We start from the raw sequence: 26,085 nt of genomic DNA, 5'->3' as shown, positions 1-26,085 counted from the left end.
CCTCGTGTCGAGTGCGGGGTGTGGGAAGCGGCGGTCAGGCGCCGGGGACGGCGTCGAGCTGGCGCCCGAGCCAGGTGGTGACCAGCGCGAGCAGCTCGGGATCGACCGGTTGCCGCAGCAGCCGCCGGTAGGAGCGCAGGGTGTGGCGGCCGGGGTCGCGGCGCAGGACGTGCGTGAGGTCGGGCACGCGGTGGGTCTCGGCTCCGCCCGGCACCAGCCCAGCGATGGTGGCCAGGTCGGCTGGGTCGACCTGGATGTCCTTGTCACCGGTGACGGCCAGGACGTGGGCCTTCGCGGCGGCGAGGTCGTCGCGCGTGTCGTGGACGAGCATCTCGCGCATCCACCGGGCGTTGACCGGGATCCCCGCGAGGCGCGCCACGTCCGTGTCGGTCCGCCGGAGACGGTCGAGGACGCGGTCGCCCACCGCCGCGAGCGGGCGCCGCAGCAGTCGGAGGGGTGCGGGCAGACCGCCGAAGATCGAGCCGGCCTGCCAACGCATGGCCTCCTCTCCCAGGCGGGCGTAACCGGCCAGCAGCACCACGGCCCGCACGTCCCCGTGGGCCGCGAGGGACATGGCGTGCAGGGCGCCCTCGCTGTGCCCGAGGGCTCCGACGGCGTCGGCGCGGACGGCGGGGTGCGCGGCCAGCGCCCGCACCGCAGCCTCGGCGTCCCGGCGGTTGCCGGTGAACCCAGCGGCCTGCCAGACGCCGGGCGTGGCGCCGGCGCCACGCCGGTCGTAGCGGAGCGTCCCCATCCCCTCGGCGGCGAGTGCCGAGGCCAGGGCTGGGCCGAGGTTCGTCGGCAGCTTCGGGGTGTTGCCGTCGCGGTCCAGCGGACCGGAACCGTGCAACAGCAGGACGGCGGGGTGCGGCCCGGGCCAGGCGGGCAGTGTCAGCGTGCCGGCCAGGGGAGTCCCGTCATCCGCGGTGACCGTCATGTCGAGGTCGGGCAACGTTCCACTCCATCTCACATTGTTCTCAGTGGCGATAACGTTATCAGATGTGAGACCATCAGCTCATGGCAACCGCGGATCTTCTCCTCCACCCCGTCCGGCTGCGCATCCTGCAGACCCTGTTGGGGGCCGGCGAGCTGACCACCGGACAGCTCCGTGACCGGCTACCCGACATCCCGGCGGCGACCATGTACCGGCACGTCGCGGCCCTGGCCCAGGCCGAGATACTGGAGGTGGTGCGGGAGAGGCCCGTGCGCGGCACCGTCGAACGCAGCTACCGGGTCCGCCAGGACCGGGCCCTCGTCGACGACGACGCCCGCGGCACCATGACCAAGGACGACCACCGCCGAGCGTTCACCGTCTTCAGTGGAGCGATGCTGGCGGACTTCGACCGGTACCTCTCCCGTGACGACACCGAACCCGCCCGGGACAACCTGCTCTACCGCCAGGGCGTCGTCTGGGTCACCGACGAGGAGTTCGCCGAACTCGTCGAGGAGATCGAGGCCGCCGTCGAACGTCGCACCCGCACCGCTCCCGGTGACGGCCGCGCCCGCCACATCATCAGCCTCGGCCTGGTCCCCGACAGACCAGTGTGACCTCGCGGCCCGACCCGCCGCCCCCAGCCGGACGGCAACGGCCGTTGGCGTCGCCGTGTCGCGCGGGAATTCTCGCCAGGGGGTGACGGGGCGGGCCCGCACCGGGGAACGTCGAGGCGAGCGCGCCCGTTCAGCGGAGCTGAACCAAGGGGCCGATCCTGGCCTCGCCCCGCCTCACTCGGCCCGGCAAGGGGCGAGGACCCACCGGTGCGGAGACGGGGCGTTGGCGCACGGCGCGGGCTCGCGGTGGCGAACTCCCCCGATGGCCGACGTCGGCCGGACTTGCCGCCAGCGTCCCTACATCGCTTCACTCTTAGGAATTTATGGTTTAACGTGCGCCGCATCTGCCGGAGGGCAGGCTGCCGGACCTGGGAACCAGGCCCGGATCCAGGGCGAGGAGGCCAAGGTGCGGACACTGTCGCTACGCCCGGTCGTGACACCGTTGACCGGCCATCTCCGGATGGGCGAGCCCGACGGGACCCCGGACCGGATCACCGCGACCAGCACCCACCTCGTGCGCGGTGGACGTCCCTGGTTCCCCGTCATGGGCGAGATCCACTTCACCCGGTGCCCGCGCTCGACCTGGCGGGAACGACTGCTCAACATGCGCGCCGGTGGTGTGACCGTCGTGGCCACCTACCTGTTCTGGCACCACCACGAGGAGCACCGTGGGGAATTCCGGTTCGACGGCGACCGGGACCTGCGCGCCTTCGTGCGGTTGGTCGGCGAGTGCGGCATGGACGCCGTGGTGCGCATCGGCCCCTGGGCGCACGGCGAGGCACGCTACGGCGGGTTCCCGGACTGGGTCGTGCGCTCGGGAACCCGCACCCGCACCGACGACCCGGCCTACCTCGACCTCGTCCGCCCCTACTACACGCGGATCGGCCAGGAGCTGACCGGCCTCTACCACGCCGAGGGCGGCCCCATCGTGGCCGTCCAGGTCGAGAACGAACTCCACGACCAACCGGAACACCTGCGGACCCTCAAACACCTCGCGCGCGACGCCGGGATCACCCCCGCGCTGTGGACCGCCACCGCCTGGGGCCCCGCGGAACTGCCCTCGGACGAGTTCCTCCCGCTCTACGCCGGATACCCGGAGGCGCCCTGGGACGACGCGCACCCCGGCTGGACCCGCCACGCACGGCGGCACTTCTTCTTCACCGAATTGCGGGACGACAACACCGTGGGGGCCGACCTGCGTCTCGAGCCCACCGCCGGAACCGGGCCTCCCCTCGACCGCTACCCGTTCGCCACCTGCGAGCTCGGCGGCGGCGTCCAGCCCACCTACCACCGTCGACCGCTGGTCGACCCGGACGACATCGCCGCCCTCGCGCTGACCAAGATCGGATCCGGGTCGTCCTGGCAGGGCTACTACATGTACCACGGCGGCACCCACGTCACCGACGCCGCGACCGGAATGCAGGAGTCGCTGGACACCGGATACCCCAACGACCTGCCCGTGGTCAGCTACGACTTCCAGGCGCCGCTGGGCGAGCACGGGCAGGTCCGCCCCACCTACGGAGCCCTCCGGCTGCAACACCACCTCCTGGCGGCCGCCGGCCGCCGCCTCGCGCCGATGCGGTTCGTCGAACCAGACCAGACGCCCCGTGACCTCGACGACCGGGACACCCTGCGGTGGGCCGTCCGCACGGACGGGACCTCCGGGATGGTCTTCGTCAACAGCCACCAACCCGGTGGCGAGACGCTCGCCGCGCACGACGACGTCCAGTTCCGCCTGCTCGGCCCCGACGGCCCCCTGGACCTCCCCAGTGAACCCGTCACCATCCCCACCGGCGCCTACTTCGCGTGGCCGTTCCGCTGGCCGTTGCCCGGCGAGGCGGTACTGGAATCCGCCACCGCCCAACTCGTGACCACACTGGACGACCTCGTGGTCCTGACCCGCACCGCCGGGATCGCGGTCGAGCTCATCGTCTCCGGCATCGACGCGACGCGGGTCGAGAGCCCGCACGCCTCCGTCGACGACCTCGGGGCCGGCCGCACCCGAATCCGGGTGCCCAAACCGGGGCCCGGGGCCCTGATCGACCTCGGCGCGCTCCGGGTGCTGGTGCTCGACGAGGACACCGCGCGTCGCACCGCGATCGGTGAGCTGTGGGGTGCCCGTCGCCTCGTGGTCGGGGACGGGGTCCACCTCGTACCCGACGGCGAACACCTCCACCTCGAGTGCGGGCCCGGCGGAGGGGCGCTCCTCATCCACCCGGCGCCCGCCGCGTCCGCCCAGCCGGCGGTGGTGGCTGACGGGGAGGACACGGCCGCGCCGTTGACGCTGCGGTCGGGCGGCACCATCGGCACCTTCGCCCGCGTCGAGGTCGACGCCCCACCCGCCGCCCCCGAGGTGGGACTGGTCGAACTGGCGGCGGCCACCGGACCGGCCCCCCAACGCCGGGGCGGGCCACTGCGACGAGCCGCCGCCCCCCGGGACGACGACTACGCCACGGCCGCCGCCTACCGCGTCGACCTCGACGAGAACGCCTTCGCCGGCGCCCACCGGCTGCTGCTGCGACTCGACTGGGTGGGTGACGCGGCGCGGGCCGAACTCGACGGCACGCTGGTCGCCGACCAGTTCTGGAACGGGGCGCCCTGGGACATCGACCTGGGCCGGCACCGCGAGGCGTTGCGCCACGGTGGGCGGCTCGTCCTGCGTCTGCTGCCGTTCGACCCCACGGCGGCGATCCACGTCCGCGATGACCTCCGTCCGAATGACGTCACCCTCCGCCTCGACGGCGTCCAGCTCGTCCCGGTGTACCGGGCCACCATCGCACCCGGCCCGTCATGACCACGGCCGCCCTCGCCAGCGGCCGGTCCGTCATCATCCCCCGCGTTCGACCCGATCCACCACCGCGCACCAGCGGGCCGGTACTCCCAGGCGAGGGGCCGTCCCCGCGGTGGGGAGCCGGCCGCTCGCTCGCCGGCCGGCCGGAGACGCCGTCAGCGTCGAGCAACCGCCGGTCGTCACGGCACGCGAGCCCAGCCACCCCGTCCGGCGACACCAACCGCGAGCCTCATCCACCCCCGGCCCGGCGGAGCATGTCAACCACGACCGACGTCGAGGACGATCGCGGCGGAAGCGGGAACGCGCGCTGGGGACAGTGGCCCACCGAGGTGGGGGCGTGTTCGATCCCGGCCCCGATCCGCTCCTGGTCTCGACCGACCCGGTGCCGGGCTGACGGAACGAGCCGGCCAACCGCCCGGGCCTGACGGCGCCGGGCGTTGTGGTGCCCCAGCTGCCGTTCCCCGCCGCGGCCGACGATGAGCGCCAACGCCGAACCGCCTACGGTCAGGCACGCCCCTCGGTCGGGAACGAGGCACCGGTCAGGTTTTCGGACACCCGCCACATCCGGTCTGCCTCGTCCTCGCTCCGAAGCCGTGAGTAGAGGACCTGCTCGGCGGGCGCACCGGACAGGTGCCCGAGACCGCTCGGTCCGTACAGGCGTCCCCCGCGTGCGGCCGGCGACGTCGCGGCCATCAGGGCCGGCAGCAGAGCGGTCTCGACCGTTCCGGCGAGCACGCCGCGGCGGGCCAACGCGCGGATGAGGCGCACTCCCAGCGTGTCCCGGTCCCGACCGATCTCGGAGCGCGCGGCCAGCAGGCTGGTGGGGGCGATACCGGGGTGGGCGAGGTTGCTGGTGATTCCCCAGCCACCGGCCTGGCTGCGCCGATCCAGCTCCAGGCCGAACAGCCCGAAGGCGATCTTCGACTGGCTGTACGCGCGACGCCCGTGGTATGACCGCTCCCAGTTCAGGTCGTCCCAGTTGATGGCGTTCTGGTTCGCGGCGATGCTGATCTGCGAGGTCACGCGTGCCCGACCCGCGCGGAGCAGCGGCAGCAGGTGGGCGACGAGGGCGAAGTGCCCGAGGTGGTTGCTGCCGAACTGCAGCTCGAACCCGTCAGTGGTGGTCAGCCGGTCCGGCGGGGTCATCACACCGGCGTTGTTGACGAGGATGTGGATCGGGCGGTCCTCGCCGCGCAGCGCCGCGCCCAGCGCGGCGACGGACTCCAGCGACGAGAGGTCGAGCTCCCGGAGGGACAGCGCCGCGCCCGGGTGCCGCCGCGTGATCCTCTCGATCGCCGCTTCGCCCTTGCGGGTGTTACGAACGGGCATGACGACCTCGGCGCCCGCCCCGGCCAGGCGGGCGGCCAACCCCAGTCCGACCCCGTCGCTGGCGCCGGTGACGACGGCGAGCCTCCCGGAGAGATCAGGAACGGTGATGTCCGGTTGGGTTCGTGCCATGTGCTGCTCCTGGTCTCCCTCGACAGTGCTGTGGCCCCAGGGTGAGTCTGACCCGGAGCGGTATCCACGGCCTCCCGATCCCAGGCGGGTCAGGCCCAGGCAGCCCAGCGCGGAGAGGGGGATCAACGATCCGAGGCGAGCCACCCGGCGCCGAGGGCACACTGAACGGCACCGGGACGAGGAAGGGGACCACGGGCGTGATCGATCGAGTTGGGCTCGCCGAGTTCCTGCGCCGCCGCCGGGAGTCGCTGCAACCCGAGGACGTCGGCCTCCCACGTGGTCAACGGCGCAGGACCGCCGGCCTCCGCCGGGAGGAGGTCGCGATGATCTGCCACATCTCCACCGACTACTACAGCCGTCTGGAGCGGGAGCGCGGCCCGCACCCGTCCGAGCAGATGATCGCCTCGATCGCGCAGGGCCTGCACCTGTCCCTCCCCGAAAGGGACCACCTGTTCCGCCTGGCCGGGCACAACCCACCCCCGCGAGGCGCCGGCAGTGAGCACGTCAGTCCCGGTCTGCTCCGCATCATCGACCGGCTCGACGACACCCCAGCCGAGATCGTCACCGAGCTCGGCGAGACCCTCCGGCAGACCCCGCTCGGTGTCGCACTGACCGGTGACACCACCCGCTACGTCGGCCCCGCGCGCAGCATCGGCTACCGGTGGTTCACGGACCCGGCCACCCGGTCCCTGTACCACCCCGACGACCACGCGCTGCACTCCCGCGTCTTCGCCTCGGGCCTCCGCGCGATGGTCACCCTCCGAGGACCCGGATCACGAGCCGCTCACCTCATGGAACTCCTGCTCGCCCGGAGTGCGGAGTTCCGGGCGGTGTGGGACGAACACGAGATCGGCATTCACTACAACGGCGTCAAACGTTACGCGCACCCGGAGGTCGGGGCCCTGGAGCTGACCTGCCAGATCCTGCTCGACCCCGACCAGTCCCACCGCCTCCTCGTCTACACCGCCGCTCCCGGCAGCGAGAGCCACGAGAAGTTGCGGCTCCTCTCCGTGCTCGGGCCGCAACGCACGACGTCGCCGGAGACGTGACGCCCGTCCCCATCGGAGGTGGGCGGATCGCGTGGTCGTGGCGCCCTCCAGCATGTCGTGTGATGGGTCCGGGGTATGGAGGCGGTTCGGGCACCTCCCCTCGAGCCGGACCCGACACGAGCGAGGACGGCCAGGGGCACCCCTCACCCCTGGTTCCCGGTGGGGTCGCGAGCCAGGTGGGAGGTGACCAGGGCCGGCCGGAACTGGGATCCCACCACGGCATTCAGCGGGAAACCGGGTGGGAGCCGTACGTGGCGAACGGCCCCGGCGCGCGGCGCCCGGACACCCACATCCTCCGGGTGCACGTCAGAACAGGCACAGTCGTGACTGGACCGTCCCGCGTGGTGGGTGTGGGTCGTTCCGCCGCCCGTCCCACCCTCGGCCCGGACGTGGGGACCCCGGGCCGAGGGTCGGAGGCCGGTTCACCCAGCACCGCACGGCGGGTGAACCCGATCCGCGTCCTGGCGAGTGACCCTGGCGGGTTCTGAGGGAAGGGCCAGTGCCCGCCCGCCTCGTTGGCGGGACAACCACCTTGGCGAAATGAGCGGTGAACGACGGCGACGCGGTTCCCGGGGCCAGGGCCGAGGAGTTCTCGGGACGACGACAACGCGGTGAGATATCCCGTGACCTGGTCAGCGCGGCGACCGGTTCGGTGCCGGCCGCGTCGAACCGAATCGGATTGACTAGAATCCGCCAACGATGCGGGCAGGGGTTGTCCGCAGTGCGCGGACCAGAGTCCGACTACGGCCGAACGGACGATCGGCTGGCGTCCTTTCGGTCGATCAGGTTGATTGGTTGGTTGTCCTCGGAGTAGGGCTCTGGAAAAGTCACCGAGCCAGATCGCCTTGCGATCTCGAACAGTGTTCCCCGTACCGACGAGCGTGAGGAGCATGCAGAACTGATGCGGACCGTGGCTGTGATGAACTACAAGGGTGGCGTGGGGAAGACGACCCTGACCGCCAATCTTGGTGCGATCGCCGCGAGGCGGGGAATGCGGGTGCTGCTCATCGACCTTGATCCGCAGACCAACCTGACCTTCTCGTTCTTCTCGATCGACGAGTGGCAGGACGCGATCAAGGATTCGTGCACGATCAAGCAGTGGTACGAGGGTGACATGCCGGGGCGGGACATCTCCCTGTCGGATCTCACGCTCACCCCGGAACGGGTCAACAGGGCGTTGCGCGGTACCGGCCGCCTCGACGTGATCTCGTCGCACCTCGGGCTCATCGACATCGATCTCCAGCTCGCCGCCCTCCTCGGCGGGAACACCACCCTGGGCGGGGCTCAGCGGAAGTTCCTCGACCTGCACGGCTGCCTGCGGCGCGCGCTCGAGGACGACCACTTCGACCAGTACGACCTCGTCCTCATCGACTGCGCACCGAACTTCGGCCTCGTCACCAAGACAGCCATCGTCGCGAGCCAGCACATCCTCGTGCCCGCGAAAGCGGACTACCTGTCGACATTGGGGCTCGACTACCTCGTCGGCAACTGCGCCATGCTCGTGGACCAGTTCAACGAATTCGTCAACCACCGAGGGCTGGACGCGCATCGCCCGATCGACCCGGCGATCCTGGGAGTGGTGTTCACCATGGTCCAGATCTACTCGCAACAGGTAATCGGGGCCCAGCAGACCTATGTCGAGGAAGTGGAAGTCAACTCCCAGGTGTCGGTGTTGAAGAGCAAGATCCGGAACAGTCCTCGTCACTTCAGTGGAGCGGGGGAGAGCGGAATTCCAGCGATGCTGGGCGCGAGGGACGAGGACGACGTGGTCAAGGAGTTCGCCGCCCTGGCCGACGAGGTGTTCGGCGCGCTCGCGTTGTCCCCGGCTGGTGAGTCGTGACCGAGCTGCGGAGACTCATCGCCCTGAACGCCCGGTGGAACGAATTCCTGGAGAACCAGGACGAGGCGACGCTCGACGCCCTCATCGACGGCGCGATCCGGCTCACCACCACCAACGTCGAGGGAATCCGCGATGACGCGGCACAGCGCGGAGGAGCTCCCACTACCAGCCCTCCGGAGGGCGACGTCCTGTCACCCGACGACCCGAGGCAGGTGACGTCGACCCTTTCCGCCTTGACCTCGGAGAACGATCGGCGGGCCTACCTGGACACGCTGCGGCTCACCGTGAAGCAACTCCGCGCGGTGGCCAAACTGCGCGGCCTGACCCGCTACAGCGGGCTCACGCGTGCCGCGCTCGTCACCCTCCTCGCCAGCGGTGGCCCGGAGCGGGACGACACGGACACGGCGCACCCGGGCACACCCCCCGGCGACGAACCCACCGCTACCCGGACCGGACAGCACCACGCTCCCGCCGCACCCCGGTCGTCGACCCCGTCGTCGACCGGAGGGGCCCCGGTGGTCGAGGTCGACGCGGCGGCCATCGCGACGCGGCTTCGCCGGACCGAGACGGAGGAGGACGGAGCCGCCTATCTCGACGCCCAGGGACTGGACCGGGAGGGACTGCTGGCTGTCGCCGCCGAATTGCGGCTCACCCGAATGGACCGCCTGTCCAGGACCGAACTCAGGCGAAGGGTGCTCAAGCAGGCGATCGGTGCCCGCCGCAAGTTCGCCGGACTGAGGAAGTGGTGAGGCTCCAGTGACCGCTCAGGTGGAAGTGGGACGTGGCGGCGCCGGCGGCCGGGCCAGGTACCTCATCGACGGGCGCCGCGTCACGGTCGCGGACCTGGTGGAGGCGGGTCTGGTCCAGGCCGGTGCGAAACTCCGGTTCACCCGGAACCGGATCGGGGAGATCCACCAGGCGACGATCACCGAGCAGGGCCGCATCCGCCTGGACAGCGACGGCGAGGAGTTCCGGTCGCCGTCCAGGGCGGCCATGGTGGCAGCGGGGATGCGAGCGGTCGACGGCTGGCGGGTGTGGTTGGTCGTCGACCAGGACCGACTGCTGGACGCGGTACGCCAGGAGCTGCTCGACCAGGCGATCAGCGAAGGCGACCGACCCCACCGGGACACCGCGCGGCCGAGCGTCCACGAGCGCCTGCGACAGGCCCGTCAGCGCGCCGAGGCGCGCGAACCGGAACGCGTCACCGTCCGTGAACTCCTGACGTACTGGGGAGCCGAGGACCGGGGCGACCAGGTGAGCCAGATCGAAGCGGACCTGGCCAACCACGGGTTGGTGACCTCGCCGAGCTTCCGCGCGGTGACGCTCGACACTGTGGTCGCGCTGACCCTTCCACCCGACGGCGCGGAGGGGAGCCTCACGGCGGAGGGCGCCGGGGGCGACGACATCCGGATCGTCGACGAGGACGAGGGGGACGACGACCTGAACGTCCGCCTCACGGTGGGCAACCTGTCGCCGCTGGCCGGCGTGGAGTTCGTCAAGCCCGACGGCGCGCTGGTCGAGGCGATCACGAAGATGACCCTCAACGACTACTCCCAGTTGGCCGTACTGAACGGCACCCGAAACCTGCGCGGAGCCGTGACGTGGCGTTCGATCGCACGCGCCCTGCAACGCAAGCCCGACGCCAGCGTCGCCGACGCGATCGACCCACAGGTGGAGGTCGTCTCCTACGACCGCGACCTGTTCGAGATCCTCCCCGTACTGCAGAAGCGCGACTTCGTGTTCGTCCTGGACGAGACGAAGGCGATCAAGGGGATCGTCACCACGGCGGACGTGGCCCATCGTTACGGCGAGATGGCCACCCCGTTCTTCCAGCTGGGCGAACTGGACCAAACGCTGCGCTGGGTCCTGCGGCGCAACTTCGACATCGACACGGTCCGCTCGATCTGCGGCCGGCCGACCACGAGCTTCGAACGACTCACCATCGGCGACTACCAGCGGGTTCTGGAGCACGACGCGATGTGGCGGAGGTTGGGCTGGCCGTTGGACCGGGCCACCTTCATCGCGCGGTTGAACGAGATCCGGGCCATCAGGAACAAGATCATGCACTTCCACCCGGACCCGATACCCGAGGACGCCGTGGACAAGCTGCGGATGTTCAACCGCCTGTTGCGCGACTACCGGGGACCGACCTAGTCCAGGGTTCCGTGGCGCCCATCCGGAGACGGTCGAGGAGCACGGGGTGGTGCGGGTCAACCGTCGTCCGGGTGCAGCCAAGCCTTCGTCACCCGAAGGGGCCGCCTCGTCGGTGACGGGGCGTCGGCCCGGAGCGGCCAGCGGTGGCGCCACGCGCGTTCCCCTGCCGTGCGAACGCCTCCGACCATCCGAGGTGACGACCTGATCGGACCGCCGGTAGGAGTCCGTGCTCGCTTCTGGGGGAGGGGGCGCCCCAGGGGGCCGGGTTCGGGCAGCCCTCCAGGTTCGGCGATCGGGGCCGAGGCAGCCCTGTGGCCAGTCGCTGGGAGCCAGGGCGTCCCCGCTGGTGGGAACAGGAGCACCGCTCTCCTGGTACGACCCCGGCCGCTCACGGGGTTCCTGTCCCGACGCGGTGGGGCGGATGTGCCCAGGTCGGGACAGGAGGACGGGCGCCGGTACCAGCTCCGAGTCGGGAGCGGACACGAAGCAGCGCCGGAACGAGGACACCGCGACCGCCAGGGACACCCGGAGGCCCGCCCCCGCGGCCCCTACGAGGAAGGACGGACCCGGAATGACGAACGAGCCACCCTCGACACAGCACCTCACCGCGCTCGCCGCGCCCGACGCGCTCATCGACTGGCGGCTCGCCGTCTGCTACGAGACGGCGCACACCACCGGCATCCTCGACGAACTGCCCGCGACGGCAGCGGACATCGCCGACGCTCGGGACCTGGACCCCGACGCCGTCCGGGCGGTCCTGTTCGTCCTCGCCGGATGGCGCTACGCCACTGTCGACGAACACGACGTCTTCTCCCTGGGGCCTAACCGGCCACAGCCGCACGAGCGCGCGGCACTGGCCCAGCATGGCTCGTGGATCCGACGCTGGGCCGCGCTCGTGCCCCGACGGGTCCGCGACCGGAAGGCGACGGCGCCGGACACCCCGCCGCCGATGGATCCGGCGACCGGGCTCGCCCTGCTGGAATCAGCCGGTCGTCCTTTCGTCAGCGCTGTCGTGGACACCTGCCTGGACGGGTGGCGGCCACGGACCGGTGATCGGGACAGCGCCCACGTGTTGGACCTCGGTGGTGGGCACGGCGCCCACGCCCGGGAGTTCGCCCGGCGCGGTTGCATCACCACGATGCAGGATCTGCCCGGGGTCATCGAGTTGGCGAGGGCGGACGGACGCTCCGCCGCCGCCGGTGTCGAACTCGTCGCCGCCGACGCCGTCACCGACCTGGCCCCAGGGCCCTTCGACCTGGTCCTGTGCGGCAACCTCACGAACCTCTTCCCACTCGACCAGGTCCGGGATCTCCTCAACCGACTGCGTGACGTGCTCGCTCCCGACGGCCAGGTGGCCATCGCGTCCTGGCTTCGTGACCACGGCCCGGTCGGTGCCGCGTTCGGCGTCCAGATGCTCGTCGCCACCACGGCCGGTGATGCGCACGGCGAGAGCGACTACCGGCGCGTGTGCGCCGACGCCGGGTACACGGATATCCGCTTCGTGGATGTCGATCACGCACGCTTCACCGTGGTGCTCGCCCGGCCGGCACCGACGACCTGACCGCTCGTCTTCGGCCTGGCCATCCCGGCGCGATCGACCGGGTTCGTGGTTGGTCGCGAGCAGCGGGCGACGGGTGGTCAGCCCGGCTGATCTCTGCCCGTGTTGGTGGACTTCCGCGCCGGCCCGGGGAGGCACGCTTGAAGCCGCCTCCTCGGGAACCAGGAGCCTGCCCTGCCCACTCCCGGCCGAGGAGCGGGCGAGTACCGGGCAGGGTGTGTCATCACCTGGAGGGACCCCCGGCGCCGACGTCCACCGACCTCGACGGCACCCGGAGCGGCGTACGCGACCCGGCCCCGCGAGCGGGTTCGGCACGGACGTGGCAGCGGTCGAGGAAGCCGGCGCACCTGATGCCTTCGCGGTTGGGCGCGGGTGTGGCTGCCGCGAGGTCCCGTGGCGGGCGGTGTGCTCGGCAACGAGGACTGGGGCGCGGCCGTACGTGGTGGGGGACCTGGTCCGCCACGGCCCCAGTCCGGGAGATGGGGGAGCACCCGGTGCGGCCGCGCGGGGCATGTCGTGTCGAGGTCAGTCCCTTGGCTCCAGGCTCGGCGGGCCCTGGCCGAGCATCCCTCGGACGGTGTGCCCGCGTGGGACAGAGGTGCCCGTTCCGGCGAACCGGTCGAAGGGTGAGGCGTTCCTCCGCTGCCAGAGCGCCGGTCATGCTCGCCAGGCGTGCAGCATCCGTGCCATGAGCTGGAAGGGGAGGGCCTGTCCGGAGACCTGGTCGACGGTGCCGGCCAGGTGGAGGTCGAGTTCCGGGCAGTGGAACAACCAGGTCCCCGTGGCTCCCGAGTGGCCCACGAGAGTGAGGGGCGGCCTCCCCGCGGTCATCAGCCGTCCCACCGTGTAGACCATGGTGCCGAGCCCGTACCGGAGGACCGGGATGTCGCGGAGCCGGTTCCGCCGCTCGGTCAGGAGGTCCACGGATCGGGCGTGGTCGAGGACCTCGCCGGCCAGCAGGGCCCGCTGGAAGGTGAGGAGATCGCGGTTGGTGCTGATCAGGTCGTTGCTGGACTCGATCAGCGAGGGGACTTCGACGCGGCGTCGACCGGAGTGGAGCGGCAGCGGCGGTCCCGTGTGCGTGTCCAGCCGGGGGTGGCCGGGGAGCCACGTGCGGGTGAGGCGGAGCGGGGTGGTGATCCGGTCCGCGAGGAGATCGGCGAACGGCCGCCCGGTCACCGCCTCCAGGATGCGGATCAGCAGTTGGAAGCCGGTGTCGGAGTAGCGGGCCTTCTGCCGGGGGGCCGACAGGTCCTGTGGCGCGAAACGCGGGCGCTGCTGCTCCCGGACGACCCGCAGCATGTCCTCGAACGTCCACGCCTGGTCCCGACCGGCGCGGAGGTGCTCAGCCAGGCCGGGGCCCGAGCGCCGCTTCCCGAAGTGGTCGGGGAGCCCGGACGTGTGGCTCGCCAGGTGGCGAACGGTGATCTCCGGTGTCCGCTCCGTCCCCCGGAACACGTGGAGTCCGGCGGTGGTCTCCACGGGCAGGTAGTTGGTGATCGGCGCGGACAGTTCCAGTTCGCCGCGCTCGTGCGCCTGGAGCACGAGCGCGATGACGAACCGTTTGGTGATGCTCGCGGCGAAGAACGGGCTGTCACGACGCGGTACGGGCTCGTCGCTGGCGGGAGCGCAGGCGCCCGACCAGCGGAGCTTCCCGTCGCCGGACTCGACCGCGGCGCTGACGTGGTGTACCCGGCGGCGCGCGACGAGAGTCCGCACCAGCCGTGTCAACCGCGCCGCGACCTCAGCGGTGACCGAGTTGTCGGGGGCGGATCGCGTCGCGAGTGGGGATGGCACGGCGAACTCCTCTGGTTTGCCCTGGCACGGACGTATCTCTTAGACATGTCTAGTAGATATGTCTAAGAGAGTCAAACGGCTAGACTGCCCGTCATGGCACACGTCATCCTCGGGCTGTTGCTGATCGCCCCGCAGAGCTTCTACGCCCTCGTCAGGGCGTTCGAGGCCAGCGTGACGCTCTTCTACAGCGCCAGCTCCGGCAGCATCAAACGCGCGCTCGACGGCTTGCTCACCCGGGAGCTCGTCGAGGTGGCCAGCACCCAGACCGGGGGCCGGGGCAAGAAGACGTACCAGGTGACCGAAGCCGGTCGGCGGGAGTTCCGCGCGTGGATGACGGGGGAGCTGGCCGGACGGGATCTGGAGAGCGCCGCGCTGTCCCGGCTCTACTTCCTCGGCCTCGTCGAGCCCTCGGAACGGGTGGCCGTCCTCCGCCGCATCGAGGCGCGCGTCGAACATGATCTGGCGAAGTTCTCACGACTCGACGAACAGCTCGACACGGTGAAAGTCCCGGAAGGACTCACCGAGGTCGCGGCCAGCCAGCGCGCCACCCTCGCCTACGGCATCGCCTCGCTCCAGTTCATGCTGGACTGGTTCCGCGACCACGCCGAGCGCCTGGACGGCACACCACCCGACCAAGCCCGGACTTCGCGCGAGCATGGGCGCCGCGACCAGGCCCGACCCTAGATCGGGCACCGCCGGCACCGCCGCCCGCGAGGGCGAGCCGTCGCGGTCCGGTCGAGGAACCGTTTCGGGCACCGCCGCCCACCGCCAGAACGTTCCCCAGCCGTTACCGCCAACCCTCCTGGCGATGACGGCGAGGACGGGATCGGCCTGACGCGTCACCGGTCGGTCCCGCCCTCCGCCGGCTTCCGACGCAGCGTGTAACCCGCGTGGTGGAGCGTGTCGCCGTCGAACTCACCGAACGCCCAGAACCCGAGGTCGTCGAGGTAGTCGATCCGGTCGCCCCGAACCCAGTACCGCCCCTCGAACGCGTGCGTCCGACCACCTCGCGTCTCGTCGTAACGGCCCTCGGCGGTCAACTCCTGGTGGAGGAAGTCCTCGGTGTCGATCCAGACACCCACCCTGGCCGGGTCGACCGGCGCCTCGGCGAGGCCCGACCCGGCGTCGTCGCCCCCGGGACCGATCCGGTGGCCGTCCCACGCGACCGGCACGCCCCGCCGGAACACCGCTCGGGTGCGTTCCGGTGCCGCCAGCAGGGTCCGGGCGGCCGAGGCGAGGTCCGGTGCGTCGGCGTCGTCGAGCACGGCGAAGTCGGCGGCCCCGCCGGGTACCAGCGCGCCAACCAGTGCGGCGCGGTCCACGAGCCCGATCGGGGCGGTCGTGTCGAGCACGCTCGGGACGAGGGTGGTGCCGGTGGCCTGGATGACGATGGCGCCGTCGTCGTCGGCGGCGCGAACGATGCCGGGGCCCACGCCGACGACGAGATCACCGCCGACGAGCAGGTCGGCCCGGGTGAGGGTGCCGATCACCGGGTCGGAGGTGAGGATCGTGGCGTCGGTGATGAGGACGGGTCGTCCCGTGCCCGTGAGCACCGCGTCGAGGTCGGCCGCGGTCCAGGTGTTCGGTGTGGAGGTCATGACGACGACCCTGCTACCGCGGCGACGGGCCCGGTAGGGCACGCGGCCCCTGGGGGTAGGAGGACCAGGCAGGGACGCGGGTACGACGGGTTCCGAGCGGGGCGAGGTGCCCGGGGCGCGGTGGCGAGGTCGGCGCCACGTCCCCGCTCCCTCCACCCGACGTGCGTGCGCACGGGCGAGGCGTGACCACGACTGCCATCAATCCGTCATTCACTATGGCTTCAGTCATGAATGAAATCAATCACCCGTGACCCATCACCCCCAACCACGCTCACATCGAGGACATCCCCCACTTGCCAGCCCCCACGCTCCACTGACCCGCCGACAGGGCGGCTCCGAGGAACTCGCCGAGCCGAAGTGCTCGGGCCGTCACCCACACCGTCACCTCGCTGAGGAGGAGGTCCTGGACAGGACACGACGAACGCGTCACCGGATGAACGTGACCACCGCGGCTCGTACCCTTTCGACGTACGCGTCAAGGGCAGGAACGACCCCGCGACGAACGCACGTCGGGGGAGGACCCGGCCGCGCCCAGCCGGGTGACGGGAGCAACCAGGGGTTGGCCAGGAGGCTGCGGGGAAGGCACCTCCCTGGCCGCGCCCCGTCCCGGTCGAACCCGACCTCGGGGGACGCGGCCACCGTCGGGGCATGACCGACCGGCGAACGATCGCGCGCCGCGCCACCGGCCGGCTCTGGTGCTCGCCGAGGGTGAACCCCACCTGGCCCCGACCGGGAACATCGCCGGCACGCCCCCACCGGTCGGCCTGGACCGCACCCGCCGCGCACGCCAACGCGCGGGGCACCGGGGTGCGGTCATTCCCGACCGGTGTCGCCCATCAGCTCAATGCGGCCAGGAGATCGGCGATCAGATCGTCCGCCGACTCGATACCCACCGAGATGCGCACCAGATCCGCCGGAACCTGGAGCGGCGAACCAGCCGTGCTGAGGTGCGTCATCCGGCCGGGGTGCTCGATGAGGGACTCGACGCCCCCCAGGGACTCAGCGAGGGTGAACAACCGGGTGCGGGAGCACACCCGCAGCGCGGCCTCCTCACCGCCCTCGACGGTGAACGACACCATGCCGCCGTAGCGACGCATCTGCTTGGTCGCGATCTCGTGGCCGGGATGCTCGGGCAGCCCCGGGTAGTACACGTGCGTCACCTTCGGGTGGCGCAGCAAGGCCTCGGTCACCCTCTCGGTGTTGTCGGAGTGCTTCTCCATCCGTACTTCGAGTGTCTTGATCCCCCGCAAGGTCAGCCACGCGTCGAACGGCCCGGGGACCCCGCCGGCGGCGTTCTGGAGGAAGCCGAAGCCGGCGTCCAGCTCGTCGTCGGAGGTGACCAGCGCACCGCCGACCACGTCCGAGTGACCCCCGATGTACTTGGTAGTGGAGTGCAGCACCACGTCCGCGCCCTGACGCAGCGGGCTCTGCAGGTACGGCGAGGCGAAGGTGTTGTCCACCAGCAGTCGCGCGTCCGCCCCATGCGCCACTTCGGCCAGCAGCGCGATGTCGGCGACGTGCAGCAGTGGGTTGGTCGGTGTCTCCACCCAGACCAGCCGCGTCGTCGGCCGCACGGCGGCACGCACGGCGTCCACGTCCGCCAGTGGTACCGGGGTGTACTCGACGCCCCACCGCGCGAGCACCTTGTCCATCAGGCGGAACGTGCCACCGTAGGCGTCGTTGGGGATGACCACGTGGTCGCCAGGTCGGAGGATCGTGCGCAGCGCGGTGTCCGTCGCCGCCATTCCGGACGCGAAGGCCCGTCCGTGCCGGGCGCCCTCCAACGCCGCAAGGCATTCCTCCAGCGCCGAACGCGTCGGATTCCCGGTACGGCTGTACTCGTAACCGCCGCGCAGACCCCCTACGCCGTCCTGGGCGTAGGTGGACGTCGCGTGGATCGGCACGATTACCGAACCCGTCCGGGGGTCGGGGTCCTGGCCGGCGTGGATCGCCCTGGTCGCGAAACCGTACTCGTCAGTTTCCGTCATGACAACAGGGTATCGCTGGTCGGGGTTGTCGCCTTTCGGGTGATGCCGCCACCCGCCGCCGGTTCCGGTTCGTGCGGCGTATTCGCCCCAGCCGGCGCCGCCCGAGTGGGAGAATGGAGGATTTCGCGGAACGGGCCGCAGGGTGTGCGTGGGCGCGGGTGGGGGAAGGGTCGTTTCCCTGGCGGCGGATGCCGACAGCCGGTCGCCGCCGTCGCAGGTCGGCGGGCGATGGGTTCCGCCGTCCGGACCATCGTCGACGACCTCGGAAAAATACCGACGAACCTGTATTCGCGCGATGCCCGTGAATCAGCAACCCATATTCGTGGGGGTTCGTTCCCGGAAAATGCGGGAATGTGGTCCACCGTTGGGCCGAATGCCGACTTGTCAGGCTTTCGGAAATTGATAATCTGAGCCGGCTCGATGGCCAGCCCGCATCGGGACCGCGCTCGGACAGATGTTGACCCGTGCGGTCACCGCGCTGTGCTTCGCCCGCGGTGAGCGAGGGTGGCCGTCGGGAACGAAACCGCGCGTTCGGGGGACGCGCGAATCAACATGGGGGATCACAAATGAATTCGGAACCGGTGATCGGGCAGGGACTGCCATCACGCGACGAATCCCACCACGGAGGTTCGAGTCCGGGTGAGGCGGCGCCCGTCCCCGAGGGGGTCGACGGGGAATCCCGGTCGGGGGGCCGACCACGAGGCACCCCGGGGCGGGACGGTGAGCCAGGTGCTCCCAGCCCCGGCCCGGATGACCTCCCCTCGGTGCCCCATCCCCGATCAGGACGAGGTGCCGGGATGCGGGGGACGGCGGTTATCGCCGCTGCTCCCGTTCGTCGGCGCACTCGCCACCCCCGTGCGCGAGTCGCGGCACGCGTCCACCGAGGCGGAGTCGGCGAGTCGCGCAGGCCGCCGTTCGCCCCGACCCGCGCCACCACCGAGGGGGCCGTTCCCGCCAGCGTCCTTCCCCGTCGCCGCGGGCGGCCGGTCGTCCGGACGTTTCCCTTGGCCGTTCCCCGAACGAGCTCGCGGTGGCGATTCCTCCCGGCCGGTGCCGGCCCGCCCTCCGGCGAACGCGGCACCCCGACACCGAATGCCGACGGTGGGCTGGCGACGAGCGAGGGCCACTGATGCCGAAGCGGGACGACCTCACCCACGTGCTGGTGATCGGATCGGGGCCGATCGTCATCGGCCAGGCCTGCGAGTTCGACTACTCCGGTACCCAGGCGTGCCGGGTGCTGCGGGAGGAGGGCCTGCGGGTCAGCCTGGTCAACTCCAACCCCGCCACGATCATGACCGACCCCGAGTTCGCCGACGCCACCTACGTCGAACCGATCACGCCCGAGTTCGTGGAGCGGGTCATCGCCGTTGAACGGCCGGACGCGATCCTGGCCACCCTGGGCGGGCAGACCGCGCTGAACACCGCCATCGCCTTGCACGAGCGGGGTGTGCTGGAGCGGTACGACGTCGAACTGATCGGCGCGGACATCGACGCCATCAAGCGTGGCGAGGACCGGCAGATCTTCAAGGACCTGGTGCGCGGCCTCGGCGCCCAGGTACCGCGAAGCGCCGTGTGCCGCTCCATGGAGGAGGTCAGGGCCACCGTCGCCGAACTCGGCCTGCCAGCGGTGATCCGGCCGTCCTTCACGATGGGCGGCCTCGGGTCGGGCCTGGCGCACGTCCCCGAGGAGCTGGAGCGGTTGGCCGCGGCCGGACTCGCGGAGTCCCCGGTCAGCGAGGTGCTGATCGAGGAGAGCGTGCTCGGCTGGAAGGAGTACGAGCTGGAGCTGATGCGCGACCGCGAGGACAACGTGGTCGTCGTGTGCTCCATCGAGAACATCGACCCGATGGGGGTGCACACCGGCGATTCGGTCACCGTCGCGCCCGCCATGACGCTCACCGACCGGGAGTACCAGCACATGCGCGACGTGGGCATCGCGGTGATCCGCGAGGTCGGCGTCGCCACCGGCGGCTGCAACATCCAGTTCGCGGTCAACCCGGACACCGGACGGATGGTCGTGATCGAGATGAACCCGCGCGTCTCCCGATCCTCCGCGCTGGCATCGAAGGCGACCGGCTTCCCGATCGCCAAGATCGCCGCGAAACTCGCCATCGGCTACACCCTCGACGAGATCCGCAACGACATGACCGGCGAGACCCCGGCAAGTTTCGAGCCGGCACTGGACTACGTCGTGGTGAAGGTCCCCCGGTTCGCGTTCGAGAAGTTCCCGGAGGCGAACCGCGCACTGACCACGACCATGAAGTCGGTCGGTGAGGCGATGGCCATCGGCCGCAGCTTCATCGAGGCGCTCGGCAAGGCACTGCGCTCGATGGAGACCAGGGCCGCCGGCTTCGGCACCGTCCCCGACCCTCCCTCCCGCGACCGCGACGCCGCAGCCCGAGCCGCGTTGGAGGCGTTGCGCACCGGACACGACGGGCGGTTGTACACCGTGGACCAGGCGCTACGCCTCGGAGCCACCATCGAGCAGGTGCGGGAGGCCTCGGGCATCGACCCGTGGTTCGTCGAGCAGATCGCCTGGCTGGCCGACCTCCGCCGACGGATCAGCGACACCGAGGTGCTGGACGAGCGCCTGCTCCGCACCGCGAAACGAGCCGGCCTGTCCGACCGCCAGATCGCGGCACTGCGTCCCGAACCCACCGACGAGGACCAGGTACGCGCGCTGCGGCACCACCTCGGAGTGCGGCCGGTGTTCAAGACCGTCGACACCTGCGCCGCCGAGTTCGCCGCCAGGACCCCGTACCACTACTCCGCGTACGAACTCGACCCCGACGCGGAATGCGAGGTCACCGAGCAGCGCGACCGGCCGAAGGTACTGATCCTGGGGTCGGGGCCGAACCGGATCGGGCAGGGCATCGAGTTCGACTACTCGTGCGTGCACGCGGCGACGGCGCTCCGCGCGGCCCCCCACCCTCCAGGTGGGTACGAGACGGTGATGATCAACTGCAACCCGGAGACCGTGTCGACCGACTACGACACCTCCGACCGCCTGTACTTCGAGCCGCTCACCTTCGAGGACGTGCTCGAGGTGTGCCACGCCGAGCAACGGTCCGGCACCGTCGCCGGCGTGATCGTGCAGCTCGGCGGGCAGACACCGCTGCGCCTGGCACAGCGGCTCGCCGACGCCGGCGTGCCCGTGGTGGGCACCCCACCCCATGCCATCCACCTCGCCGAGGATCGGGGCGCGTTCGGGCAGCTCCTCTCCGAGGCCGGTCTGCCCGCACCCCAGCACGGCACGGCCACGTCCTTCACCCGGGCGAGAGCGATCGCCGAGGAGATCGGCTACCCGGTGCTGGTGCGTCCCTCGTACGTGCTCGGCGGGCGGGGCATGGAGATCGTCCACGACGAGCGGACCCTGGCCGCCTACGTCGACCGCGCCACCGAGATCAGCCCGGAACACCCGGTACTGGTCGACCGGTTCCTGGACGGTGCCGTCGAGATCGACGTCGACGCCCTGTTCGACGGTGCGGAGATCTTCGTCGGCGGAGTCATGGAGCACGTCGAGGAGGCCGGTGTGCACTCCGGGGACTCGGCGTGCGCGCTGCCCCCGATCACCGTGGGCCGCACCCACCTCGACACCGTGCGGCGCTTCACCAGGGCCATCGCCGAGGGCCTCGGCGTCCGAGGACTGCTCAACGTCCAGTACGCCCTCAGGGACGACGTGCTCCACGTGCTGGAGGCCAACCCGCGAGCCTCGCGCACGGTGCCGTTCGTGGCGAAGGCGACCGCCGTCCCCCTGGCCAAGGCAGCCGCGCGGGTCATGCTCGGCGCGAGCATCAGCGCGCTGCGCGTGGAGGGTGTCCTGCCCGCCGAGGGCGACGGTGCGACACCGTCGCCGCACGGCACCGTCGCCGTCAAGGAAGCCGTGCTCCCGTTCCACCGCTTCCGGACAGCGGCGGGCAGGGGAGTGGACGCGCTGCTCGGACCCGAGATGAAGTCCACCGGCGAGGTCATGGGCATCGACGTGTCCTTCGGTCTCGCGTTCGCCAAGGCGCAACTGGCCGCCGGCATGACCCTGCCGTTGTCGGGTCTGGCCTACGTCTCGTTGAGCGCACGGCAGGCGGTGGTGGCGGCTCCTGCCCTGTGCGCCGTGCGAGGGCACGGGGTCGAGCTGGTGGCCGAACAGGCGACGGCGGAGTTGTTGGCATCCCGCGGCGTTCCCGTCCGGACGTTCCCGGCCCAGCGCGGCGAGGACGAGCTGGTGCGCCTGCTGGCGGAGGAGGTCGGGCTGGTGGTCGCGCTGGACCGGACGCCGTCGGCGCTCGTGGCGAGGTCAACCGCCAGCCAGTTCTCGACGGCCCTGGTGACGACCCTTCCCGGCCTGCTGGCCCTCGCCGCCGCGCTGACGGCGACGGCGGCGTCCGACTTCACGATCACCCCGTTGCAGCGGATGCGCACCACCAGCCAACCCGGCCACGACCTGCCGGCCGCCGCCCCCGGCGGAGCGGAGGGGCGGCTGGAGTACGAACTCGCGACGCTCGAACGGCAGGACCAGTGGTCGTCCCCGGTGCCGAGCACCTAGCCGAGTACGGGGCACGGCAGGACTTCCCCGTTTCGCCCGACAACCCGACGTGAACCCGCATTGGAGGATCGCGTTGATCACGGATCGTGTCTACGACTTGGTGCGGGACGACGTTTTCTTACGCGTGACCGGACTGAGCGACCTCAACCGCCTGTACCTGAAACTGGAGGGGCTGAACGCGGCCGGTTCGATCAAACTGAAGACCGCGCGCAGCATCCTGACCGGCGTCGAACTGTCCGGTATCGACATGGCGCGGGTGCGGATCATCGAGTCCACCTCCGGGAACCTCGGGGTGGCGCTCGCGGTGATCTGCGCCGCGAAGGGATACCGCCTCACCTGCGTCACGGACCCGAACGCCAACGCCTCGGCGGTCGCCATCATGCGGGCACTGGGCGCCGAGGTGGTCGTGATCCGGGAACGCGACGACAACGGCGGCTTCCTCGGAAGTCGAATTTCCTACATCAGGAACCGGCTGCGGGAGGAACCGGGCCTGTTCTGGGTGAACCAGTACGCCAACCCCAACAACCCGCTCGCCCACGAGCAGAGCACGGCTCCCGCCGTGCTCGACGAGTTCCACCAGGTCGACAGGCTCTACGTCGGGGTCGGAACCGGCGGGACGCTCATGGGCATCACCGACTACTTCCGCACCCACAGCCCGCGTACCCGGATCGTGGCCGTCGACTCGGTGGGATCGGTCAACTTCGGTTCGAAGCCCCAAGCCCGGCACATCCCGGGACTGGGCGCCAGCAGGAGACCCGAGCTGCTGGCACCGGACGCCCCGGACGAGGTGGTGCTGGTGCGCGAGGACGACACCGTGCGGGAGTGCCGCTGGCTGGCCCGCACCACCGGCCTGCTCGCGGGCGGCTCGACCGGCACGGTTCTCGCGGCCATCCGCGGCCAGGCCGCCGACATCGCCCCCGACGAGACCGTCGTCGCGATCGCCCCCGACCTCGGCGAGCGCTACCTGGACTCCGTCTACGACGACGACTGGGTGGTCGAACACGGCCTGGGACGGGCGTTGGCACCCGAACGGCCGCTTGAGGAGGGACAACGCGATGTTCTCGTTTGAGGTCGTTCCCGGGGCACTGGCCAAGGACATCCTGGACTCCTCGGTGCTCAGGGTGGTCGAACTGGTCGAGGACGCCTACCTGCGGCACGCCGACGGGCACACCATCAACCCGGACAGCTACTTCCTGCGGTTCCCCGACAAACCCGACGCGCGGATCATCGCGCTGCCGGCGTTCGCCGACCTGCCAGCGGCACCCGTCGCCGGCATCAAGTGGATCGCCAGCTTCCCCTCGAACGTACGACGTGACGTGCCGAGGGCCTCGGCGGTGTTGGTGCTCAACGACTACGAGACCGGGTACCCGACGGCGCTGCTGGAAGCCGCCTCGATCAGCGCGGCCCGGACCGCTGCCTCCGCCGCGGTCGCGGCACGCGCGCTGGCCGTGTCCCTGCCGGGCAACGGTGAGGTCGCGGTCTTCGGAGCCGGCGTGATCGCCAGGGCGGTCCTGCGCTACCTGGCTGCTGTCGGCTACCGGATGGACCGGCTGCGCGTGTTCGATCCGCACGCGGACTCGGCGGACCACCTGGTGCGGTGGGCCGAGGCCGAGCTGGGGCTGGTGGCCGCGCGGGTCGCCTCGCCATCCGAGGCCCTGACGGCGCAGACCGTGGTCACCGCGACGACGGCGGCGACTCCGCACCTCTCGCGGCCCTTGGAGGCGGGACAGGTGGCGCTGAACATCTCGCTGCGCGACTTCGCCCCCTCGGTGGTCCTGGGTGCCCAGAACTACCTCGATGACATCGAGCACTGCATGAAGGCCAACACCTCCCCGCACCTGGCCGAACAGCAGGTGGGTCACCGCGACTTCGTCACGGGGACCATCGCCGACCTGCTGCGTGGCCGGGCCCTGCCCGACCCGGGGCGGGGAGTGCTGGTGTCCCCCTTCGGCCTGGGAGTCCTGGATCTCGCCGTCGGGCAGCACGTGCTCCTGACCGCCCGTGAACAGCGCTCGGCGCTCGAGGTGCCCGACTTCTTCGGCGAGACGCGGAGGTGGTGACCACCGTGCGTGTAGCCGTCATCGGAGTCGGCCCGCGCGGACTGTCGGTGCTGGAACGGGTCATCAGCCACACCAGTCTCCCCGGCCCGCCGATCGAGCTGCTGCTCATCGAGCCGAACGAACTGGGTGTGGGCGTTCACGACATCAGGCAGCCCGACTACCTGCTGCTGAACACCATCGTCGCCCAACTCACCATCTTCTCCGACGGGCACATGGCACCGGGCGCGCCCGTCACCCCGGGGCCGAGCCTCTACCAGTGGTGCCACGAGCACCACGGACCGGTGGAGTTCGACGACTTCCTCCCACGCCGGCTGCTCGGGGAATACCTCCAGTGGGCGGCGCGGGTTCTCCTGGCCCGGGTACCGCCCCGGCTGACCGTGCGGCACCTCCCGACGGCCGCCCGGCATGTGCGGCCGGCCACCACCGGTGCGGTCGTCACCTTGGCCGACGGCACCGCCCACGCGGTGGACCTCGCCGTCGTGACCACCGGCCACGGCCTCGCCGACACCGAACCGCCGCCCCTCGGCGCCTTCGTCGAGACGCCCTACCCCCTGCCGGCGCGGACCGACGGCATCGTCGAGGGCACCACCGTCGCGCTACTGGGGTCCGGGCTGACGGCGATGGACGTGATCGCCGCGCTCACCGTCGGCCGGGGCGGCGCCTTCGACGACCACGGCTACATCCCCTCGGGGCGTGAACCCCGGATCGTGCTCACCAACCGGGCACGGTCCCTGCCCCGCGCCCGGCCCCGGACGAGCCAGGACCGCGTCGCGGCACCCGCCCGGTATTTCACGCCCGCCGCGATCGCGGCCCTGCGCCACCACGCGCCCGGCGGTCTGCTGGACTTCCGCCGCCACGTGGAACCCCTGATCCGCCGCGAGGCGATCAGCCGGATGGGCAAGCCGACGGCCGGGGAGATCGCCGTCGTCGACCAGGCGCTCTCGCTCGAACCGGTCACCTGGAGGACCTACGAGGAGTACCGCGACGCGACGTTGGCTGCCGCCAGGGCCGACCTGGTCGAAGCCGAACGCGGACTCGGCGTGAGCGCCGTCAAGGACGCGTTGGAGGTACTCCGCGACCACCGGGAGAGCCTGCGGGCGGCCGTCGACCCGCCAGGACTGACCGAGGAGTCACACCGGTACTTCGCGCACGAGTACGTGCCGTTGGTCAACCGCGCGGTCGTCGGCCCCCAGAAGGAACGCGTGCACGAACTACTGGCGCTGGTCGCCGCCGGTGTCCTCACCCTGGGCCCCGGGCCGGGACCCGCGCTGGAACCGGTGGGGGACCGGTGGGCGCTGACGTCGACCCGGCTGGGCCAGCCGCGGCGCATCGAGGTCGACGCCGTCGTGCGGGCCAACCTCACCTGGCCCTCGCCCGACGATGCCCGGGACCCGGTGGGGTCGTCGCTGCGGAGCTGGATCGCGGTGGACGACGGCCGGTCCCACCGACTGACCCTGGATCGTGACGGGTACGCGATCCCCCGCGAGGGGGGCGCCCCGGTGCCGATCGCCGTGTTCGGACCGCCCGCGGAAGGCGCCAGCTACTACAACCACTACGTGCCCTCGCCGGGCATGTGGTCCCGGGCCCTCACCGACCTCGACCGTGTCCTCGGCCCCACGCTGGCTCCCGCCGTGCCGGTGCCTTCCCCTCTCCTCCGCCGGCCGTGACCCCCAGCGGGCTGGCCGCCGAGCACTCACGTCCGCG

Annotated in this window: 18 protein-coding genes; 12 read left to right on the top strand and 6 right to left on the bottom strand. The window is 71.1% G+C overall.

Features of this window, described 5'->3' with window-relative positions:
* Nucleotides 1-34: 34 nt before the first annotated feature.
* Nucleotides 35-952 (bottom strand): alpha/beta hydrolase family protein, encoded by a 918-nt coding sequence (locus tag C1701_RS25170; RefSeq protein ID WP_103056745.1) that lies wholly within the window; start codon nt 950-952, stop codon nt 35-37.
* A gap of 65 nt (nt 953-1,017) precedes the next feature.
* Between C1701_RS25170 and C1701_RS25165 the strand changes: the two genes are divergently transcribed.
* The gene (locus C1701_RS25165) at nt 1,018-1,548 is read left to right on the top strand and encodes a helix-turn-helix domain-containing protein (RefSeq protein WP_026417943.1); all 531 of its coding nucleotides are present in this window, start codon (nt 1,018-1,020) and stop codon (nt 1,546-1,548) included.
* Between the two features lie 406 nt (nt 1,549-1,954).
* Complete coding sequence (locus C1701_RS25160) at nt 1,955-4,342, top strand: beta-galactosidase (protein WP_337661950.1); 2,388 nt, start codon at nt 1,955-1,957, stop codon at nt 4,340-4,342.
* A gap of 501 nt (nt 4,343-4,843) precedes the next feature.
* On the opposite strand, the gene C1701_RS25155 is transcribed toward C1701_RS25160, so the two are convergent.
* The gene (locus tag C1701_RS25155) at nt 4,844-5,797 is read right to left on the bottom strand and encodes an SDR family oxidoreductase (protein ID WP_026417950.1); all 954 of its coding nucleotides are present in this window, start codon (nt 5,795-5,797) and stop codon (nt 4,844-4,846) included.
* A gap of 197 nt (nt 5,798-5,994) precedes the next feature.
* Here C1701_RS25155 and C1701_RS25150 point away from each other — a divergent pair, with 197 nt between their 5' ends.
* The 5 genes from C1701_RS25150 (at nt 5,995) to C1701_RS25125 (ending at nt 12,401) form a co-directional block, all read left to right on the top strand.
* Nucleotides 5,995-6,846, top strand: coding sequence for a helix-turn-helix transcriptional regulator (locus tag C1701_RS25150; protein ID WP_026417951.1), 852 nt, complete (start codon nt 5,995-5,997; stop codon nt 6,844-6,846).
* 901 nt (nt 6,847-7,747) lie between these two features.
* Entirely contained in the window at nt 7,748-8,686 is a 939-nt protein-coding gene (locus C1701_RS25140) for a ParA family protein (RefSeq protein ID WP_026417952.1), read from the top strand.
* Entirely contained in the window at nt 8,683-9,435 is a 753-nt protein-coding gene (locus tag C1701_RS25135; RefSeq protein ID WP_030104943.1) for a hypothetical protein, read from the top strand. Before C1701_RS25140 ends, C1701_RS25135 begins: the two co-directional genes overlap by 4 nt.
* 7 nt (nt 9,436-9,442) lie before the next feature.
* Nucleotides 9,443-10,840 carry a CBS domain-containing protein gene (locus tag C1701_RS25130; protein ID WP_103056743.1) on the top strand — a complete coding sequence of 466 codons (1,398 nt, stop codon included), beginning with the start codon at nt 9,443-9,445 and terminating at the stop codon, nt 10,838-10,840.
* A gap of 571 nt (nt 10,841-11,411) precedes the next feature.
* Nucleotides 11,412-12,401: a class I SAM-dependent methyltransferase gene (locus tag C1701_RS25125; RefSeq protein ID WP_337661949.1), complete on the top strand. Its 990-nt coding sequence runs from the start codon at nt 11,412-11,414 to the stop codon at nt 12,399-12,401.
* Between the two features lie 654 nt (nt 12,402-13,055).
* Here C1701_RS25125 and C1701_RS25120 read toward each other — a convergent pair.
* Entirely contained in the window at nt 13,056-14,195 is a 1,140-nt protein-coding gene (locus C1701_RS25120; RefSeq protein ID WP_103056741.1) for a serine hydrolase domain-containing protein, read from the bottom strand.
* A gap of 93 nt (nt 14,196-14,288) precedes the next feature.
* On the opposite strand from C1701_RS25120, the gene C1701_RS25115 reads away from it, so the two are divergent.
* Nucleotides 14,289-14,879, top strand: coding sequence for a PadR family transcriptional regulator (locus C1701_RS25115; protein WP_026417957.1), 591 nt, complete (start codon nt 14,289-14,291; stop codon nt 14,877-14,879).
* A gap of 155 nt (nt 14,880-15,034) precedes the next feature.
* Here C1701_RS25115 and C1701_RS25110 read toward each other — a convergent pair whose 3' ends face one another.
* The 3 genes from C1701_RS25110 to C1701_RS25105 form a co-directional block, all read right to left on the bottom strand.
* Nucleotides 15,035-15,793 (bottom strand): Atu4866 domain-containing protein, encoded by a 759-nt coding sequence (locus C1701_RS25110; RefSeq protein WP_026417958.1) that lies wholly within the window; start codon nt 15,791-15,793, stop codon nt 15,035-15,037.
* 271 nt (nt 15,794-16,064) lie between these two features.
* Entirely contained in the window at nt 16,065-16,223 is a 159-nt protein-coding gene (locus C1701_RS27880; RefSeq protein WP_337661948.1) for a hypothetical protein, read from the bottom strand.
* A gap of 406 nt (nt 16,224-16,629) precedes the next feature.
* Complete coding sequence (locus C1701_RS25105; protein WP_030104948.1) at nt 16,630-17,781, bottom strand: cystathionine gamma-synthase; 1,152 nt, start codon at nt 17,779-17,781, stop codon at nt 16,630-16,632.
* Between the two features lie 1,129 nt (nt 17,782-18,910).
* Between C1701_RS25105 and carB the strand changes: the two genes are divergently transcribed.
* The 4 genes from carB (at nt 18,911) to C1701_RS25085 (ending at nt 26,048) form a co-directional block, all read left to right on the top strand.
* Nucleotides 18,911-22,321: a carbamoyl-phosphate synthase large subunit gene (carB, locus tag C1701_RS25100; RefSeq protein WP_103056740.1), complete on the top strand. Its 3,411-nt coding sequence runs from the start codon at nt 18,911-18,913 to the stop codon at nt 22,319-22,321.
* Nucleotides 22,322-22,394: 73 nt separating this feature from the next.
* A complete protein-coding gene (gene sbnA, locus C1701_RS25095; RefSeq protein ID WP_026417960.1) occupies nt 22,395-23,390 on the top strand; it encodes a 2,3-diaminopropionate biosynthesis protein SbnA in 996 nt (331 codons plus the stop codon).
* The gene (gene sbnB, locus C1701_RS25090; RefSeq protein WP_026417961.1) at nt 23,377-24,381 is read left to right on the top strand and encodes a 2,3-diaminopropionate biosynthesis protein SbnB; all 1,005 of its coding nucleotides are present in this window, start codon (nt 23,377-23,379) and stop codon (nt 24,379-24,381) included. The genes sbnA and sbnB overlap by 14 nt, the downstream gene beginning before the upstream one ends.
* A 5-nt stretch (nt 24,382-24,386) precedes the next feature.
* Nucleotides 24,387-26,048 (top strand): FAD/NAD(P)-binding protein, encoded by a 1,662-nt coding sequence (locus C1701_RS25085; RefSeq protein ID WP_162147281.1) that lies wholly within the window; start codon nt 24,387-24,389, stop codon nt 26,046-26,048.
* The last annotated feature ends 37 nt before the right edge of the window (nt 26,049-26,085 follow it).

The organism is Actinoalloteichus sp. AHMU CJ021 (assembly GCF_002895405.1).
Classification (GTDB): domain Bacteria; phylum Actinomycetota; class Actinomycetes; order Mycobacteriales; family Pseudonocardiaceae; genus Actinoalloteichus_B; species Actinoalloteichus_B caeruleus.
Note: the sequence above shows the minus strand (reverse complement) of the source record. Positions and strands in the feature narration are given on the sequence as shown.

What these genes read in the sequence shown, in the direction of transcription:
- C1701_RS25165 (WP_026417943.1), top strand. Translation starts at nt 1,018, where the DNA reads ATGGCAACCGCGGATCTTCTCCTCCACCCCGTCCGGCTGCGCATCCTG.
- C1701_RS25155 (WP_026417950.1), bottom strand. Translation starts at nt 5,797, where the DNA reads ATGGCACGAACCCAACCGGACATCACCGTTCCTGATCTCTCCGGGAGG.
- C1701_RS25125 (WP_337661949.1), top strand. Translation starts at nt 11,412, where the DNA reads ATGACGAACGAGCCACCCTCGACACAGCACCTCACCGCGCTCGCCGCG.
- C1701_RS25115 (WP_026417957.1), top strand. Translation starts at nt 14,289, where the DNA reads ATGGCACACGTCATCCTCGGGCTGTTGCTGATCGCCCCGCAGAGCTTC.
- sbnB (WP_026417961.1), top strand. Translation starts at nt 23,377, where the DNA reads ATGTTCTCGTTTGAGGTCGTTCCCGGGGCACTGGCCAAGGACATCCTG.
- C1701_RS25140 (WP_026417952.1), top strand. Translation starts at nt 7,748, where the DNA reads ATGCGGACCGTGGCTGTGATGAACTACAAGGGTGGCGTGGGGAAGACG.
- C1701_RS25110 (WP_026417958.1), bottom strand. Translation starts at nt 15,793, where the DNA reads ATGACCTCCACACCGAACACCTGGACCGCGGCCGACCTCGACGCGGTG.
- carB (WP_103056740.1), top strand. Translation starts at nt 18,911, where the DNA reads ATGCCGAAGCGGGACGACCTCACCCACGTGCTGGTGATCGGATCGGGG.
- C1701_RS25105 (WP_030104948.1), bottom strand. Translation starts at nt 17,781, where the DNA reads ATGACGGAAACTGACGAGTACGGTTTCGCGACCAGGGCGATCCACGCC.